10 protein-coding genes and 1 pseudogene are annotated in these 17,541 nt (G+C 69.2%); 1 reads left to right on the forward strand and 10 read right to left on the reverse strand.

Translation table 11 applies throughout. The annotated features are described in order from the left end of the window. Positions 1 to 128: 128 nt before the first annotated feature. From OHV05_RS35450 to OHV05_RS35490, 9 genes and pseudogenes are all read right to left on the reverse strand, one after another. Positions 129 to 946, reverse strand: a protein-coding gene (locus OHV05_RS35450; RefSeq protein ID WP_331730009.1) for an IS5 family transposase whose coding sequence is annotated in 2 segments (ribosomal slippage) — positions 129 to 604 and positions 604 to 946 — 819 coding nt in all. Because the reading frame shifts where the segments join, the coding sequence is not laid out codon by codon here. 69 nt (positions 947 to 1,015) lie between these two features. Next, positions 1,016 to 1,866, reverse strand: a pseudogene (locus OHV05_RS35455) (IS5 family transposase). A gap of 34 nt (positions 1,867 to 1,900) precedes the next feature. After that, positions 1,901 to 3,115 (reverse strand): IS110 family transposase, encoded by a 1,215-nt coding sequence (locus OHV05_RS35460; protein ID WP_331730011.1) that lies wholly within the window; start codon positions 3,113 to 3,115, stop codon positions 1,901 to 1,903. 601 nt (positions 3,116 to 3,716) lie between these two features. Then, positions 3,717 to 4,112: a GNAT family N-acetyltransferase gene (locus tag OHV05_RS35465; RefSeq protein WP_405021743.1), complete on the reverse strand. Its 396-nt coding sequence runs from the start codon at positions 4,110 to 4,112 to the stop codon at positions 3,717 to 3,719. 267 nt (positions 4,113 to 4,379) lie between these two features. Beyond that, positions 4,380 to 7,238: a beta strand repeat-containing protein gene (locus OHV05_RS35470; RefSeq protein WP_405021621.1), complete on the reverse strand. Its 2,859-nt coding sequence runs from the start codon at positions 7,236 to 7,238 to the stop codon at positions 4,380 to 4,382. Between the two features lie 1,859 nt (positions 7,239 to 9,097). Beyond that, positions 9,098 to 9,931, reverse strand: coding sequence for an HAD family hydrolase (locus tag OHV05_RS35475; RefSeq protein ID WP_331730017.1), 834 nt, complete (start codon positions 9,929 to 9,931; stop codon positions 9,098 to 9,100). Between the two features lie 433 nt (positions 9,932 to 10,364). Beyond that, positions 10,365 to 10,730, reverse strand: coding sequence for an HNH endonuclease (locus tag OHV05_RS35480; RefSeq protein WP_405021622.1), 366 nt, complete (start codon positions 10,728 to 10,730; stop codon positions 10,365 to 10,367). Positions 10,731 to 12,371: 1,641 nt separating this feature from the next. Beyond that, the gene (locus tag OHV05_RS35485; protein ID WP_331730025.1) at positions 12,372 to 13,031 is read right to left on the reverse strand and encodes a hypothetical protein; all 660 of its coding nucleotides are present in this window, start codon (positions 13,029 to 13,031) and stop codon (positions 12,372 to 12,374) included. 385 nt (positions 13,032 to 13,416) lie between these two features. After that, the gene (locus OHV05_RS35490; RefSeq protein ID WP_331730027.1) at positions 13,417 to 14,796 is read right to left on the reverse strand and encodes an IS1380 family transposase; all 1,380 of its coding nucleotides are present in this window, start codon (positions 14,794 to 14,796) and stop codon (positions 13,417 to 13,419) included. A 470-nt stretch (positions 14,797 to 15,266) separates the two neighbouring features. Between OHV05_RS35490 and OHV05_RS35495 the strand changes: the two genes are divergently transcribed. After that, positions 15,267 to 15,692 carry a hypothetical protein gene (locus OHV05_RS35495; protein ID WP_331730030.1) on the forward strand — a complete coding sequence of 142 codons (426 nt, stop codon included), beginning with the start codon at positions 15,267 to 15,269 and terminating at the stop codon, positions 15,690 to 15,692. 219 nt (positions 15,693 to 15,911) lie between these two features. Here OHV05_RS35495 and OHV05_RS35500 read toward each other — a convergent pair whose 3' ends face one another. Beyond that, positions 15,912 to 16,685 carry a hypothetical protein gene (locus tag OHV05_RS35500; RefSeq protein WP_331730032.1) on the reverse strand — a complete coding sequence of 258 codons (774 nt, stop codon included), beginning with the start codon at positions 16,683 to 16,685 and terminating at the stop codon, positions 15,912 to 15,914. Positions 16,686 to 17,541: the final 856 nt, after the last annotated feature.

Genomic DNA, 17,541 nt, shown 5'->3' on the forward strand with positions numbered 1-17,541 from the left:
GCGGGAACAGGGACCTAGACAATCCTCATTCTCGCTGGTCAGAGGCCCTTTCTGCTTTCCTGACCACCCGTCGGACAGCTGGCCTCATGAAAGCCCGAGGCTAATGCCGCGAAGCTTAAGACCGTGTCTCATGTGGATATCTTGGCGAGCTTCTTGTAGCAGGTCAGGGCTGCCGCGAGGCCGAGGAATGCAGCGAAGTGGGAGCCCTTCCGTTCGTATCTGACGGTCAGTCTGCGATAGCCGAAGAGCCAGGCGATGCTGCGTTCGATCTTCCATCGGTGGCGGCCGAGCCGCTCCGAGCTGTCGACTCCCGGGCGGGCGATGCGGGGTGTGATGCCGCGCTGACGCAGCCAGGCGAGTGTGTCGGCGGAGTAGTAGGCCTTGTCGCCGCGAAGCCTGTCCGGGCGTCGCCGACGAGGTCCGCGGCGTGACCTCACCGCCGGCAGGCCACGAACCAGGGGCTTGAGTGCCTGGCTGTCATGGACGTTGGCACCGGAGACGCCGACGGCCAGCGGCAGGCCCCGGGCGTCGGTGAGGACATGGAGTTTGCTGCCCTTCTTGCCCCGATCGACCGGATTGCGCCCGGTCAGCGTGCCCCCTTTTTCGCGCGGACCGAGGCGGCATCGATGATCGTCGACGTCCAGTCCACCTCACCACGCACCCCTAGCTCGTCCAGCACCACACGGTGCAGTCGCACCCACACCCCGGCCTTCGACCATGCGGCGAACCGCCTGTGCGCGGTGGCCGGCGAAACGCCGAACGTCGGCGGCAGATGCCGCCAGGCACACCCCGATGTCAGAACGTAGACCACGGCCGTGAACACCGCCCGGTCCTCCAGCCCCGCCGTCCCACCACCTTGACGGCGGGACGCGAACGACGGGATCAACGGCGCCGCCAGCCTCCACAGGCCATCCGGCACCAGCCGATGAGACAGATCAACCACCATGAGCCCCATCATGCCGCAGATCGCCCAGCCACCACATGAGACACCCTCTAAGACCGACCGGCAGATGGATCACTTGAGGCGTCGGGTGGTGGGTCGGCTGTCCCAGCGGTAGCGGCTCGTCGATCGTCGGATGAGCATGCGGAGCGTGACGAGTGTGGCGGCGAGGTAGAGGTAGAAGTCCACGACTTCGCCGCTCCTCTCGGTGCAGCGGCGGAGCTTGCCGTAGTCGTTCATCCACGAGTGAGTGCGCTCGACCACCCAGCGCTTGCCGGCCTGGATCGGGGCGGGCACTCCCTTGCGGGCGATCGCGGCCGTGAAACCCAACTCGGCTATCAGTAAACGGGACTTGGCGCTGTCGTAGCCGCGGTCGAGGTTGACGTTCACGGTCTCCGGCATCGCGCCGACCTGTGCCCGCGCCGCGTCCAGGGTGGGGCCGAGCAGGGGTGAATCGTGCCGGTTGGCCCCGTCGGAGACGATGCCGAGCGGGACACCGCAGGCATCGGAGGCGACGGAGCGCTTCAGTCCCTGCTTGCCCCGGTCCACCGGGGAGCGCCCGGCCTTGTCACCGCCGGACGGGGCCTTGGTGATGCAGCCGTCCACCGAGATCTCGCTCAGCCCGAGGCCGATCATGCGGTCGTAGGCCTCGAGTGCGAGGGCGTAGACCTTCTCGGATATCCCCAGTTCAGCCCACTGTTTGACGCGGCGCCGGATGGTCCGGTCGGGGCATCCGGCGCCAGCGATCCGTTCGTAGCCGGAGCCGTGGACCAGCGCGAGCACGATGTACTCGAAGACGGTCCGGTCTGGAACCCGTCGCCGGTGACAACCCAGCGGATGGTTCTCGCGTACGCGTTCCGCACGGGCAGCAGAGCGGAGAATTGGTCCCACAGGGGTTCCAAAAGGCATGATGGGACCGCAGGCACGAGCCCTCCGGGTGATCACTGAGCGTCAAGAATCTCAATGACCGGTCAAGCCCTGCGCGGGGTCAGGTGGGGCAGAGGTGAACAGTCTCTTGTCACGCAGCATGGCCCACAGGACGTCGACTCGGCGGCGGGCGAGTGCAAGCAGTGCCTGGGTGTGGATCAGTCCCTCGGCGCGTTTCTTGAGGTAGTAGTCGCGGGATGGTCCCGGGCGCATCATGGCGGACTGTGCGGCCATGTAGAACAGCCAGCGCAGGCGCCGGTTGTACCTCTTGGGCCGGTGCATGTTGCCGGTCTTGCGGCCGGAGTCGCGCGGCACCGGGGCGAGGCCGGCGTGTGAGGCCAGTCGGCCCGCGTCGCGGTAGCCGGACAGGTCTCCGACGATGGCGACGAATTCGGCGCCCAGGATCGGGCCCATACCGGGCATGGACTCGATGATCTCGGCGCGGTCGTCGGTGCGGAAGGTCTCGCGGATCTCCTTGTCGTTGTCCTTGATCCGCTCGTCCAGGGCCAGTAGCTGGCGGGCCAGGTCGCCGACCAACTTCGCGGCCCGCTTCTCGCCCGGCAGCGTGGTGGGCTGGGCCTGGGCGGCTTCCACAGCCCTCGCGGCGACCTCACCCGCACCGCGGACCTTGCGCCGTTCCAGCCAGGTGGTCAGCCGGTTGACGCCGATCCGGCGGAGGACCGCAGGGGTCTGGTACTCCGTCAGCATCACGACGGGGCCCTTGGCCGCCGAGTAGTCGAAGGCGCGTTCCAGCGCCGGGCAGACGCCGACCAGCAGGTCGCGCAGCCGGTTGATCAGCCGAACGCGGTCGGCGATCATGTCGCGGCGGTAGCTGGTGAGCAGTCGGAGCGTGGAGACCAGGTCGTCGGGGGTCTCGATCGGGGTGAAGTCGCGACGCATGCGCGCGGTGTCGGCGATGACCAGGGCGTCCTTGGCGTCGGTCTTGCCCTCGCCGCGGTAGGCCCCGGACATCCGGTTCACGGTGCGGCCGGGTATGTAGACCACCTGCTGGCCGTGGGCAATGAGGAGGGCCAGCAGCAGCGAGGACGCGCGCCCCGAGATGTCTACCGCCCAGCGAATCTCGTCGGCGCTGTCGCAGGCCGCCCCGATGAGAGCCAGGATCTCGCTCTCGTCGTTGAGGACCTTCCTGGACAACACCGGCTCGCCCTCAGCGTTGACCGCGACCGCCCAGTGATGCCCCTTGCCGGCGTCGATGCCGACCCATATCCGAGCCCCACCTGTACTCAACCTGCTCGCTCCGTTCCTCCGTGACCAGCACTTCCATGGCCCGAGGAACACTCCGCCGACAGGTCCTTAACCAGCGATGCCCGCAGTTCTCAATCAGCAGTCGGAGCGTCCCGAAGGACCGGGCGGCCATTCTCGACAAGCCATCAGCGGCAGGAACTCCATCAGCCACACCCGGTCCTCCCGGACCGCCTCCCATTCTTAGGGAACTCCATGATCACTCACGGCTCGTGCCTGCCTTGCGTTCGGGCCCGCCTGGGCGGCCCCGCCCACCATTTGCCGGTCGGTCTAAGTTGATCAAGGAGCGGCGGGGATGCCGCTTCGTCGGGGAGTTGCCCGGTGCGCTGCTCAACGCCCTGTCAGTCGTGCAACTAGGGTTGCCGCATGGTTCGGGTCTGTACGGTGACCGGCTCTGTCGCACATCCGGTGGTGACGGAGTGTCAGGTAGGCCGGGCGGGTGTCGGTGAGCGGATCGTGGCAGGCCGCCATACTTCGGGCCTCGGCGTGGCGTCACACCCTCACGGGGCTCTCCACCTCGGAGGACCGCACGGCTTCCGGGGCCACCAGCCCCGGCCGTACGGCCCTCGACCTGGGACCATCACCTTCAGCAACGGCAGTTACGTCTCGTTACCACCGGATGCGCGACAGAGCCGGCCGTGGTGATCCGGGCATTCGCCGAGCTGGTGCGCTCGGTGCGCGGCATCCGCCGGTAACCCGACCCTGGTGTCCGGCCGTCGGCGCGCGGCCGGACACCGTCCGGTTCAGCCGACGACCGGGCTGTGGCCCTGGACTGGCTCGTCCAGATCCCCGCTGCCTCCGTCGAGTCGACCAGCGCCTCCAGCAGCGCGCGTGCAACACCCTGGCCAAGGGCGGTGGGATGGACGTAGATGGAGTGCTCGGCCATCCCCCCGTGTACGCGGGGCCGCGCCGAGAGCGCGCTGACCGCCGCCCAGCCCACCCGACCGTCGTGGTCGAGAGCGACGTGATGGTGGCCGGGCAGGCGGGCGGCGTCGAACGCCTCCCACGCGCGGGGCGGCGGTCTCGAAGGAGGCGTTACGTCGACCGACTGGTCCGGGTCGACGAACGCACGCCCTCACCGACCCGTTCCCCTTCGACCTCGGCTCCGCCGCACTGTGCCGATGGACCGAGCAGGCCCGCGAGGCTCAGCGGCCCCACTTCGCGCACTACCCTTCGGCTGACGCGGAGCACGGTGATACAGGGCAGGACAGTCAAGTCTGGGTATCCGCACCACCCGAAGCGGTGTGGGTTAGGGGACGTTGATGATGGTGTTGGTGCCGTTGCCGGCGTTGGCGGTGTCGGTGCCGTTGCCGGCGTTGATGGTGTCGTTGCCATTGCCGGTGGTGATCTGGTCGTTGCCGTTGCCGGTGCTGATGGTGTTGTTGCCGTTGCCGGCCTTGACGGTGTTGTTGCCGTTGCCGGCGTTGATGGTGTCGTTGCCGTCGCTGGTGGTGATCTGGTCGTTGCCGTCGGCGGTGGCGATGGTGTTGTTGCCGGCTCCGGCGTTGATCTGGTCGTCGCCGCTGCCGGTGGTGGTGATCTGGTCGTTGCCGGTGAGGGTGCAGATGAGGTCGCTGCCGTTCTTGGCCTTGACGGTGTCGTTGCCGCCCAGGCCGAGGATGATGTCGTTGCCGTCGGTGCCGGTGAGGTTGGTGTCGTTGCCGGTGGTGCCGCGGACAAGGGTGTAGCCGGCGGGGACGTTGGTGGTGGGGATGGTGGCGGCGTTGTCGCAGCTCAGGAGCTGCACTGTCTGGGTGATGCCACTGCTGGCGCTTGCTTGGTGGCTGCTGTCGGGGCTGTGGGTGGCGGTGAGGTTGTGGGGGCCGGTGTTGAGGGCGGTGGTGTCCAGGACGGCCTTGCCCGCGCTGATGGTGGCGGTTCCCAGGGTGGTGGTGCCGTCCTTGAAGGTGACGGTGCCGGTCGGTGCCGGTCCGGGGTTGCCGGGGGTGTTGGTGACGGTGGCGGTGAGGGTGACCTTCTGGCCGGTGACGGTGGTGGTGGGTGCGGTGACGGCGAGGCTGGTGGTGGTGGGGATGCCGTTGATGGTGAGGGTGAACGCCTGGCGGGCGAAGCCGGCCACGTTGGTGGCGTCGATGGTGAGGGGGTAGGTGCCCTTGGTCCCGCCTGCGGGGGTGCCTCGCAGGGTGGCGGTGCCGTCGCTGTTGGGGGTGAAGGTGACGCCTGCGGGCGGGGAGCCCACGAGGGTGAGGGCGGGGTTGGGGAAGCCGTGGGTGGTGATGGGGAAGACGCCGCTCTGGCCGATGGTGAACGCCGTGTTGTCGGCACTGGTGAGGGCGGGGGGCTCGTTGACGGTCAGCCTCAGGCTCTGGGAGGCGGGGGTGCCGGTGCCGTTGGCGGCGCCCAGGTGCAGGGTGTAGGTCCCGCCGGTGTTCGGGGCGGGGGTCCCGGCCAGGGTGGTGGTGCCGTCACCGTTGTCGACCAGGTTCAGTCCCTGCGGCAGGACGTCCGATGGGCTGAGGCTGACCGCGGGGGCCGGGTAGCCGGTGGTGGTGACGGTGAAAATGTTCGCCGCTCCGCTGACGAACGTCGCCGCGGTGGCGCTGGTGAACGCCGGGGCCTGATTGACGGTCACGGGCTGGGGACCGGTGGTGGACGCGGTGAAGTTCGCCGGACTCCCGCCCGGGGTGTAGACGGCGGTGACGGTGTGCGGGCCGGGGGCCAGGGTGCCGGCGGTCACGGTGGCGGCGCCGTTCACCAAGGACACCGGGGTCCCCAGGCGGTGGGCGTCGTCCTGGACGGTGCCGTCGTAGAAGGCGATCGTTCCGACGGGGACGATCCCATCCGCCGGTGCGTTGCCGGTCACCGTCGCGGTCAGCGTGACGTCCTGGCCGTTGACGACGGTCGTGGGTGTCACGGTGAGGGTGGTGGAGGTGTCCGCCGCCGAGACGGTCTGTGTCACCGTGTCGGAAGCCGGCGACGGCGCGTTGTTCACGTCGCCGCCGTAGACGGCGACCACGGAATGGATCCCGGCGCCCAGATCGGTGCGGCCCAGAGCCAGCACGGCTGTTCCGTCACCACCCACAGCCCTGACCCGGTCGATGCCATCGACCGTGAAGGTGACCGACCCGGTCGGGCCATTGCCCGTCACTGTCGCGGTGAACGAGGCCGCTTCACCGTAGGTCGTGGTGTCGTCCACCGCCGTCAAGGCCACCGACGCGATGGACTTGTCGACGCGCTGCGCGACGGTCGCGCTCGAGCCGGCATTGTTGGCATCCCCACCGTAGACCGCCGTGACAGTGTGATCACCGATCCCGAGACTGTTGACGTCGAGCGTGGCCTTGCCCGCGTCCAGCTCGCCTTCGCCGAGCTTGGGCCCGGTTGCGTCACCGTCGTAGAAGGCGACGGCACCGGTCGGATTGCTACCGCCAGTGACGGTCGCGGTGAACGTCACCGCCTCACCGCCCTTGGAGGGGTCCTTGGAGGAAGTAACGCTGATGCCGGGGATCACCTTGATCACGTGTTGGATGAAAGCGGTCCCTGTCGTGGACCCGAAATTGTTGGTGTCGCCGTTGTAGGTGGCAGTGATGTGGTGGTCTCCGACAGCGATCAGGCTGGTATCCGGGGCGCTGATGGCTATTCCATTGTCGAGGGCCACTGTGCCGAGGTTCTGGCCGATATCCGCGTCCCGGAACGTGACACTTCCGGTGGGGTTGAGGCCGCCGGCTACGGCGGCGGTGAACGTCACCGCGGTGCCGCTACCGGAAGGGTTACTCGATGATCCGGTGATCACCGTGGTGGGAAGGCCGACACCGACCGTGATCGTAAATATCTGCGCGAACATCGCCACCCCGTCGCTGACGGTGACAGTGACCAGGGCATTCGTCACAGGACTGCCGGTGGGGGTACCGGAAATAGCTCCATGGACGGGGTCGATAGTCAATCCCTGGGGGAGACCGGTGGCGCTGAACGTGGGCGTAGCCAAGCCACCGGTAGGGTCAATGCTGGTGGTCGGGTGGCTACCGTAGTCGCTGCCGAGAACCGCAGAGGGAAGTGACGTGTTGCTGATCCACGAAGGTGTACTCAGTGCCGAGTACTGGTAGGTGACGACCACCTTGGGAATGCGATTGGCGGCTGTGGCCGCGGACATGCTCGCGGTGCCACCGACGGCGTAGGACGAACCCGCACCACCCGCTCCGCTGGAGGAGCCGACGCTGCTGGTCCCGCTGCCGCCTCCACCGCCTCCACCGAAGTAGCCGCCGCCCCCACCCCCACCTCCGGCGGCTGCGGAGCCGCCGACTCCAAGGCCACCATCGCCGCCGTTCTGGAAGACCGTGCCGTCACTTGCTTGCCCTGCCCCGCCGCCACCTCCGGCGCTACTGCCACCCCCTCCCCCGCCACCTGCTCCTTTGTAGTTGATGCGACCGCCGCTGTCGCTGGGTACACCTCCGCCTCCACCTCCACCCGCGGTCGCGGGGCTCGAGCCTCCAGCGGTTCCGCCGGAACCACCAGAGCCGCTGCCGCCCGAACCACCACCATGACCGAAGCCGCCGCCGGGGCTCACGCCGGTACCCCCCGGTGCAAGGTCCGAAGATCCGCCTGCGCCTGCTGCGACGACGAGGCGGCTGTCGCCAGTGGTGGTGAGGGACGAGGTGGTACTGGCGGGTTGGGTGCGAACGTCACTGGCCCCGCCTCCGCCCCTGGCTCCGCTTCCGCCGCCGTTGAAGCCGCCACTGGACCCAGAACCATTGCCGCCGACCTCGATATAGAGGGTGCTGCCGTCGGCTACGGGGACACCTTGGGCAATGACCGTGGCTCCGGCCCTGCTGGGGAAGCCGGCGCCAGCGCCTCCGGTGGCAGTGACATTGACGCTGCTGACACCAGCGGGGAGCTGAAGGGCTTGTTCGCCGCCGGTGGAGTCGTAGGTGCACGTGGCGGTAGTGCCGTCACCTGTGCACGGCCCAGGTGGTGCCGCCGCTTGCGCGGTCACCGGGACGAAGGTGGCGATGGGGGTGATCACGAGGATGGTGACGACGGATGCGGCGAGCAGTGAGCGGCGTCTTTGACTACTGGTGGTGGGGTGGTTGCGGGGGTGGTGGGGGTCGGTTGCTCGGGGCATGTCGGTCAGAGACCTTCCGTACGGTTGGGAGGGCGTCCTGGCCGTGTGTGGTGCAGATGGGAGGGCGTCCTGGCTCGTGTGAGGGGGATGGGGTCGTGGCCCGGTTGGGCCATCGGCGTTGCGACCGATGTGATGCCGGCTGCTTGGTCGGCCGCAGCGCCTACCCGCGACATCGGTTGACGCATCGTCATGTATCGATGCCACGTTCTCGTCGTATTCCGAGTGCGTACGGCTGTCGCTGGCTGGTTCCCGGGTGGATGAACGCGGGGGAAGCGAAGGTCTGCTCAACGCGCGTGTAGGCGAAAGTGCAGCTGGTCGTGCCGTGCACAGTCATGGCGCGGCTTCCATCAGCGCCCGCGAAGTCCACCGTCGTCCTTCGAGAGTGGGCCACTGTTCCATGGGTCAGGCCATCGGGGCCTCCCGGCCCGGAGCAAAGATTGCAAGGTTGAATAGAATTCAATCAGGAACATGTAAATACCGTCCAGGGGGGCGGAGATTTTCGTCGAAAGTTCCTGATTGGAATCGAGATTTGCCTGGATGTCTGCGCGGTGGACACCTGCCAGAACTGCGGGCTCGCGGCGACCTTGGCCACCTCGCTGATCGACCGACGGATCCACACCAGCCACGAGATCGTCAAGGGTGCCCAGGCCGTCCTCGATCCCACACCCGCCCCCGGCCCGACCGAGCCCCGCCCCGCGTTCGGGCCGGGGGCGGCTCCGGTAAGCGAAGATCCCGTTCGGCACACGCCCCGCAAAGAGGGTCGGCTGCCCCAGTGCAAGTCCGTCATCAGCCGAAGCTTCGCGAGGCGGGGCTGCTGACCTCCGAGCGCCGGGACACCTGGGTGTCCTTAGACCGTGCACGCGGCCTGACCACCACACCCATGGTGTCCGTCAAAACGGAGCAAGCCCAGTCCGACCGTGCTCGGCGAAGAGCTGTTCCAGGACTGCGGCCACTCCGTCGTCCTCGTTGGAGCCGGTGTGCCGCGACACCGTGGCCAGGACCTGGGGATGAGCGTTTGCCATCGCGTAGCCCGCGCCTGCCCAAGAGAGCATACTCAGGTCGTTCGGCATGTCTCCGAACGCGACCACCGCTGCGGCGTCGACATCCCACCCGTTGCAGAGTTCGGACAGCGTGGCCGCTTTGGTGACACCTGGCGCACCGATCTCCAACAGTCCCGCGCCACCAGAGTGGGTGACCGAGCAGAGCGGCCCCACCGTCTTGTCGGCAACCGCCCGCATGGCATCCGCGTCCTCGCTCGGAGACCAGGCGAGTAGCTTCACGATCGGCTCCTTTGCCAGCCACAACTCATCACTGCAGGCCACCGCTGACTCAGCCCGGGCATCCTCGGCATGGCGCATCCCGAACTCCGGTGCGTACAAAACCTTGTGGCCGGTTTCGAGGGCGAATCCGACATCGGGGACGCTCCGCAAGAGCGCCCCTGCCACCCGACGCGCCGACTCCGATGACAGTGTCCGCGACGCGACCACAGCCCGGGACACAATGTCGTAGACCACGGCGCCATTGCTGCAGACCGCCGTTCCGGACAGCCCGTACGCATCGGCAAGGGCATCGATGTAGCGTGGCGGCCTGGCGGTGACTATCACCACCCGCGCACCGGCATCGACGGCGAACCGTAGGCCTTCCAACGTGCGGTTGGAGATCCTCCTCTGCCCATCCAGCAGAGTCCCGTCAAGATCGGTTGCAACCACCCGGAATCGCGTCATCGCCGGATCCTACTGCTGCCGCTGGCCGGCCCCCACGCTGCCGCGACGGGGAAGGACCGCCCCGGTGCGGGGCGGCCCTCGCTCTCGGGTGCGAGCGCCACTTGCGGTGGCCCCCGTCCCCGGGGGCGGCGGGCCGCCGTCGGGCGAGGGCGGGGCCGGGGCCGGGGCCGGAGGGCGGCGTCCACGGGGTGCCGGGGAGCTTGTCCCCCTCACCCCCACCGCTGGTGCGGGCTGTCCATGCCGGTCTCCTTGTCGTCGGTGCTGATGGTGCCCTCCCCGATCCGGGAGGAGTAGAGGGCCGCCCCGGCCGGCGCGTTCACGCCGGGCCGGGCCGGCGGGTGCGCAGGTCGGTCGGGTAGGTGGGGCGCATTGCTGCGCCCCACCCCCCTCAGAACCGTGCGTGCCACTCGTCGCGGCACACGGCTCAAGCGGGTCATTCAGCCGCTCGTTGCCGGTGGTCCCCGGCATGGTGCTGCCGGTGACACTCGGTGTGCAGTACTACGAGGTTGCTCGGATGGTCGCTTCCACCCTTGCTGCGGTAGGTGATGTGGTGGGTGTGGATCAACCGCAGCTTCGCGGTGAACCACTCCGCCCATCCCCTGACGTCGTCGGGGTCGTATCCGGCCCCTTCGACCAGGTCCAACCCGCACCTCGGGCACAGACCCTTCTGTTTGGCTGCCAGAGACAGGAGCCTCTTTGGCTCGATCTCTGGCAGCTTCTTGAGGGCCCGCTTCTGCCAGTACTCGGCCAGGTCGGGATCGTCCTTCGACGCGTTCCCTCTCACGAGGACATGTCGCACGATCGGCGTCCACCGCATCTTCGGCAGCCATTTTTCCGGGCTTCCGAAGACGTACCGGTCCTCCCTACGGGGGTGAAACTTGCCCCAGTCGTCGGCCCCCGCCGAACAGCTCTGGGAAGCCGACCCGGTCCCGCCGGTCGGCGGCTGGCACCAGGGCGCGGTCGAGCCCGTCCGGGCCGGACGACGCGCTCTCGGGTACGGGCCACCCGAAGCACCGGTCGTCCTGGACCGGCTCGCCGAGCTGGCGGCGATCGACGGGCCGCGGCCGCCCGGGGAGTTCGGGCAGCTCCTGGGTGGTGAGCTGTTGCCCCGGCGGCGGACACTCCCACCTCGTCGCCGGCGTCCAGTCCCGGCGCAGGACGCTCGTAGCGCGAAGGTGGAGGCGGCTGTGCCCTGCGCCACGGACGCAGGTTCAGGGCTGGCAATGCGCGGCGGGGCGCCGCGGCCGGAACCACAGGGCGCGGTGCACCGTCCCGGTGCCGATTGCCAACTGGTTCTACTCGTCGCCTTCTTCGCCGTTCTCCTCCTGGCCGTCGTCGGGAGGCCTCGGGAGCGGCGCCGCCTCCCGCATGCTGCTGCTGGCCGGGGCTGGCATGGAACTGCGCCTGCCCCGCGCCCCACTGCTGCTGGCCGGGGCTGGCATGGAACTGCGCCTGCCCCGCACATCGCTGGGGTCGTCCGAGAGAGCCGACCCCGGCCTGCTCCCGTCTAGGCCGCTCCTCTGGCTGGCCTCCGACCCCGGCCTGCTCCCGTCTAGGCCGCTCCTCTGGCTGGCCTCCGACCCCGGCCTGCTCCCGACGCTGAGGCTGTCCACGACCTCCGGCCCGGAGTCGGAGCCAGCGGAACCTCCGAAGCCACTCAGGATGGTGACCGCCGACTCAGCCTCGGAGGGGGCCTCGGAGGGGGCTGCGGAGGAGCGCCGGGCACGACCGCCGGCAACGCCAGCGGGCGGAGCTGCGGCCTTGCCGGGCTTGTCGGCCGAGGGCCGCCCGGACTCTGATTCCGCATCGCTGTCGCCGAAGAAGTCGGAGCTGCCGCGACGTTCGACGGGCGAGCGGGGAGCAAAACGGTACATGGCGCCCGCGCTGTCAGGAGTGCCGCCCGACCTCAACAGGCGCCGCTTGAATGTCGACCCCCCGCCGTAGGACCCTTCGGCCCGGGCTTCGGCCTCGAGAGCCTTGCTGAGCGCTTCGACATCAGCAGTGGATTCGGGCGTGCTTTGCCACGTGGCGGCCCTCTCCTTCTCCGCCTTCCACGCGTCCCAGTCCGCGCGCGTCGGGCCGCCGGTTTCCTGCTGCTGGTCGACGCCTTTGCCGGGGCCGCGCTTGTTCTCCCGCTCTTTCTCTTTGCGCTCTGCCGGAAGACTGGTCGCCTTCTCTTTGCGTTCTGCCGGCGGGCCGGGCCTCTGGTCGGCCCGGTCGCGTGCGGCCCCGCGACTGCTGTCCTCACCGGGCGTGGCATACGCCGCAGTCGGCGCCTGGGGCGCCATCGCCTTTTGAAACGCGGCGCGCAGGGCGGTGAGAGTGGGGACATTGCTTGCCTGCGCGTATGCCTGCGCCGAAGCCTGTGCCGCCTGTACCGTCTCGGCCGGCCCAGCTGACGGGGATCGCTTCGGTTCTTCTCCCGACGTGCTCTGATCCGTCACCGGGGGCCTCCCGTACTCTGCTCGCCGGTCTCGGTCCTGGCCGCGCTGAGGAGGATCCTCAGCCTGCTCTCCAACGGGAGCCCGCCGCCTGCCCCGTCCTCTTTCATCTTCTTCAGGCCCTCTTTCAGCCAGTTCGCCGCCGCCACGACCTCGATCGCGGGCACGTGGTGGACATCTGTGCGCTGGTCGTCGCCCGGGGGCGGGCTCGAGGGCTCGGTTGCCTCCAGCCGGGCGCCGTCGACGGCCTGCGGCTTCACTGGGCCAGCCCCGTTGCCGGCTTTCGTGGCATTCAGAATCTGCAGGAACGTGATCGCTTGCGAGGCGGCGCTGACAGTCATGAGCATCTTCGACGCCTCCACGTACTGCTCCGGGGCCGCGAAATAGCCGCTCAGATACGTACATGCCCGAGCGTCGGGATCGGTGTCGTACACGCTTGGACTTTGCGTGTAGGCCCGCCACCCGTCCGTCAGCGCGCCATCCTGCTCCAGGTCCGCCCACACCTCGTCGAGTTTCTGTTGCAGGTTCTGTACCAACTGATCATCGACGAGCGCCGGGCGGTCGCGCTCCTCGATTCTCGACTGGCCCTGAGGTACGGCGATGCCGTTGAAGAGGAGCAGGAACGCCCGCGCGTAGTCGGTTGATACAGGAAACGGCATTTCGTACCAACTCCCGGCGCATTTGGCAGGCGATCCGACGTCTTGTAAACGCTTCTCTAGTCTCTAGCATCCGATGACTTGCTCTCCGCCGCACGATCCATCGTGTTGTCTCCCGGCCCCTCATTTCTGTCCTTCGGGGAACTCCGTGAGGGTTATTCACGGGGCTCAGCTGGCGTGTGGCCTTGATCGTTAAGGCGGCCTCGTCCGGATAGCCTCGATCTTGCATGACGGCTCGTCAGCTCGGCTGGCGGGCCGTTTCTGCTTGTCCGGGCTGGGTCTTCTGCCTATAGAAATACCGAGGGCCCGACTGGCGCGTCGGTTGGGCGCCGGGTTCCACGGTTCCGGATGTTGTCTGGTGTTCGTCGGGATGGGGTGATGTCGCTGGTCAGCCGGGGTCCGGCAGGGCGTGCAGGCGCTCGAAGGCACTGGTGATCGTGTCGGTCCAGGGCCAGTGGCGGGCCAGGCGGAGGTAGCGGCGGCGGCGGCCGGTGGTGACGAGCTGGGCGGCGGCGGAGAACAGCCGCAGCCGCATGCGTTTGGGTTCCCAGCGGCGGGCGGTGCCGGTCAGGGCGAGCATGGGCATCCAGGCGAGCAGGTCGAGTGCGAGCTGGACGATCTCCAGCCAGATCTGGTTCTGGGTGGCCTGGTGGAGGGGCAGGTTGCGCAGGCCGGTGTCGCGGGCGGCGCGGATGCGGTCCTCAGCGCGGGCCCGCTGACGGTGCCGCAGCTCCAGCCGGGCGATCGGGGCGTGGGTGGTGTTGGTGGCGAAGCAGGTCAGCCGCATTCCGTCGGCGTCGGTGAAGCGCAACTGCGCTCCGGGGTGCGGCCGTTCCTTGCGGACGATCAGCCGCATCCCCTTCGGCCAGCCCTTGAGGACATCGCCGGCGAGCTCGGCAACCCAGGCGCCGTCGCGGATCTCGCCGCCGGGTTCGACTGCGGGGGTCCATGCCGAGGCCGGGACCAGGAGAACGGCCTGGTGGATGCCGCCGGTGATGGTCATCCCCACCGAGTAGGACAGCCACCGGCCGCGTGTGGTGAGCCAGTTCAGGAAGTCGTGGGTGCCGCCGGCGGAGTCGGTGCGGATCAGGGTGCGGCGGCCGCGCCGGTACTTCGTCGGGAGCTGGGCCAGCGCCGTCCGGGCCGCTTCGATGTGGTCGGCGGCCGTGTTGCTGCCGGCGTTCCCCGGCCGCAGCAGCCCGGCGACCGGCTCTCCAGACCCGCCTGGGCCGTGGTCGACGAACGCGAACAGCGGGTGGTGCCCGAACGTCTTCTTCCAGGTCTTGGCCGCGTCCTGCTTTTCGGAGTGCGCGAGGACCAGCACTCCGTCGATGTCCACGGTCACCTCGCCGCCCGCGTCCGGGGCCGCCTCGCCGGCCAACCGCCAGACCCGCTCGCGGACTTCGGCCCGCGCCCGCCGGATCGCCCCCAGTGCACGGGGCCCGGCCGCGGCGAGGGTGTCGACCAGGCGCGAGACGGTCGGGTCGGAGGCCACCGGGCCGAACACGGCGGGCTCGGCCCGCAGCATCGCGACATCAGCCAGGCAGTCCCCGCCAAGGGCCACCGCGAGCGCGACATCCAGCAGGACCTTGCCGGGATCATGGACCGCACGCGCCTTGCGCCACGGCACCAGCGCCGTCGATATCGCCGCATCCAGCCCTGCCTTGCGGGCGGTCTCGACCAGCAGCACGGCGCCGGACTGCGAGACCACCCCGCGGCCACCGCCCTCGACGCGGACACGCGGGTACGACCCGGTACGCTTACTCACCTGGAAAGTGCCTCCGACCGGGGCGGGAACAGGGACCTAGATAATCCTCATTCTCGCTGGTCAGAGGCCCTTTCTGCTTTCCTGACCACCCGTCGGACAGCTGGCCTCATGAAAGCCCGAGGATAGTACTCCAGCCGTAGATCGTGATCTTCATGCCCGATTCGCGGCTTGACGGCGGTAATGGCTGGCCTGGGCCTGGTTGCGACAGCGCGGCATCACACCCCGCATCGCCCGCCCACGGTGCTCCCCTTCAGGGGATGTCGCGTTCCGCGTCTCGCCGTGCACGTGGAGTATCGGGCCCGGCATCATGATAGAGCTCGCCAAATACCTCCGGAGATCACCCCCGAATACCTGACCGCCTTCAGGGACACGACACCCCAGGTGTTCACCAAGATGCTGCGCGATCAGGTGGTGAAGGAGATGGTGGCGCTGCGCCGGCGGCAGGATGCCGAGGCGCGGGAGAGGCGGCGGTGCTGGCCGAGGCACGGGCCGCGGCCGCGCGGTCCGCGACGGGGCGGGCGGCCGCGGAGGCGGAACAAGCACGGCAAAAGGAGCGGGAGCGGAAGCGGCAGGCTGCGGCTGACAAGATGGCGGCCGAGGCGGAGCGGGCGCAGCGCAACCATCTGGCCCGGGAGGAGAAGCGGGCGGTGGAGGCCGCGTTGGCGGCCTCGCGGGCACCCGCTGCCGAGGTGAAGGCGTCCGCCGGCCCCGGGACGGAGGACGCCGGGCAGTGGCGTACCGCCTGCCTGGGCGCCACCAAGGTCGAGACCTCCGGCGAATTCAAAAGAATCACCACTCTCATCGGATGGCCACCGAAGAACGCCCGGCAACATCCCAGCCACACCTACCCAGGGCTGTTGCAAAGCAATGCCGCGAACCCTCCGCTGACGCGTTGACAGCCCCACCTCAGCCGTAACTTCGCGGCATTGCTTTGCAACAGCCCTGCACACCAACCACCCACCAACCTCAACACAACCCAACTCGAACTCCCACAGCACACCATCACCCACCCCCACCCCAGTCAATGCCAGCTGACAGACTCGCCCGCGGCCCCGCTCCGCCCCGGCCGTCGAGCACCAGGTGCCCCGTCGTCGCCGAGCGGCCCGTGGCCGCCGTCACCGCTGGCGCCGACTACGACCGGGGGCCGGACGGTCCGCCACCGGATCGGCGGCCGTCCGCCGCACCTTGGCGCCTTCCGCGCCCGGGCCCCGGCCGTACCCGCTGCTGCTGCTCCCGCCCCGGCCCCCGTGCCCACCCAGGCCGCTCCAGCTCCAGCGGTACCGGCTGCTGCTGCGCCCCGCCAGGCCGTCCATCCGGTCCGGGTGTCGTTGCCAGGAACCCGTCCTGATGCCGCCACGCCGCTGACACCAGGCTGACGCTCTTACCCGCTGCGCCGCTGGCGGTCTCGGTGCCCGGTCCCGCCGCCGGGGAGAGGGGGCGGGACCGGGTGGGGGCACACCGCAGGGGTGTGGCAGGGCCGGTCGGGTCCGTGGAAACCGGTCCTGTCCTGTCAAGGGTAGGACCGGCGGCCGGCCCTGGGGCTTCCTGCAGGAGCGGTCCCGCGCCGGGCTGCTGGCCAACGCGGCCAGCAACTGGCGCCTTCGGGTGAGCAGCTGCCGCAGGGCCTCCCCGTCGAGCACCTGCTCAGCTTCGCGCAGCCCGCAGCCGAGCTCCACCAGCTGCTGCATCTGTGCGCGGTCACGGTGAACGAGATGGTTGGCCAGCCAGGCCGCTGTCGTCGGTTTTCTGAGCGTCTTCACGGCGCGGGAGAGCTCGGGATCGTGCTCGCGGCGGGCCCGGGCGGCGAACTCGTCCCGGGCGGCCGTGAACTCCTCGGGCAGGCGGGCGTACAGCTCGTCCGCGACCGCGCCCAGGTCCGTACCGCTCATGACTCCAGGATCCTGCGGGCGGGGCCCTCGGTCCCGCTGGGCCACGACCGACCAGGACCCGGCCGTCCTCGAGGACGGCGTGAGGAACACGCTGGCCGGGCTCGGCCACCCTCCCTCAAGGGCGGACAGGCTCTCTTGGTCCGCTGCGGTTGCGGCTCACTGTGGCCGCTCTGCGGCGGCACGCCGGAGCAAGGGTCAGGCCCGTCTCGTGCCTGGTTCACGTCGGAGGTCTGTGGCGTGGTGGGTGCCGGGTGTGGCGATTCAGGTGGTTGTTCGTGGTGGGGGTTGGGTAGGGGTCCCGTTCCTGTCCTGGCCTCTGGGTAGGGCGGGAACGGGACCTGCCTGCCTTATCCTTGGCGGGCCCGGAGTGTGATCCCGCCATTACGTAGGGTAGGGGATGTTGGTTGGTGGGGTCGGGAGGCGCGCCGTTGCGAGCGGGGCTGCTCGGGGTTTCCGTCGGTCCGCCCGGGCCGGGGCTGCCGGCCGGCCGGCCGGCCCATGGTATGCCGCCAACCCCCTGCACCCACCGCGCCCTGTACACACGCCGGAATCACGGAGCGAGCAGTCGCGCGCAATAGCGGAGACCGCGCCCACCAGCTCCGACATCACCGAATCACCAGCCCCAACCGCCGGGGCACCGGCTGGGTTCGCCGACGACCGACCCCGGCTCCACCGCCAGAGTCGGTGTTAACTCCCGTGCCGGGTATGGGCGCACGGGAGCGGAGAGCCCGGCTCCGCACCGCCTGGCGTCACCGCTGTTGCGAACTCCCGTCCTCACGCCCCAGGCCCGCTCTCCACGCCCGGGTCCGGCACCGCCCCGGACAGAACACCGCCCCCACCGAGCCCTCCACCCCCG

The sequence above is a fragment of the Kitasatospora sp. NBC_00070 genome, from assembly GCF_045041205.1.
GTDB lineage: Bacteria > Actinomycetota > Actinomycetes > Streptomycetales > Streptomycetaceae > Kitasatospora.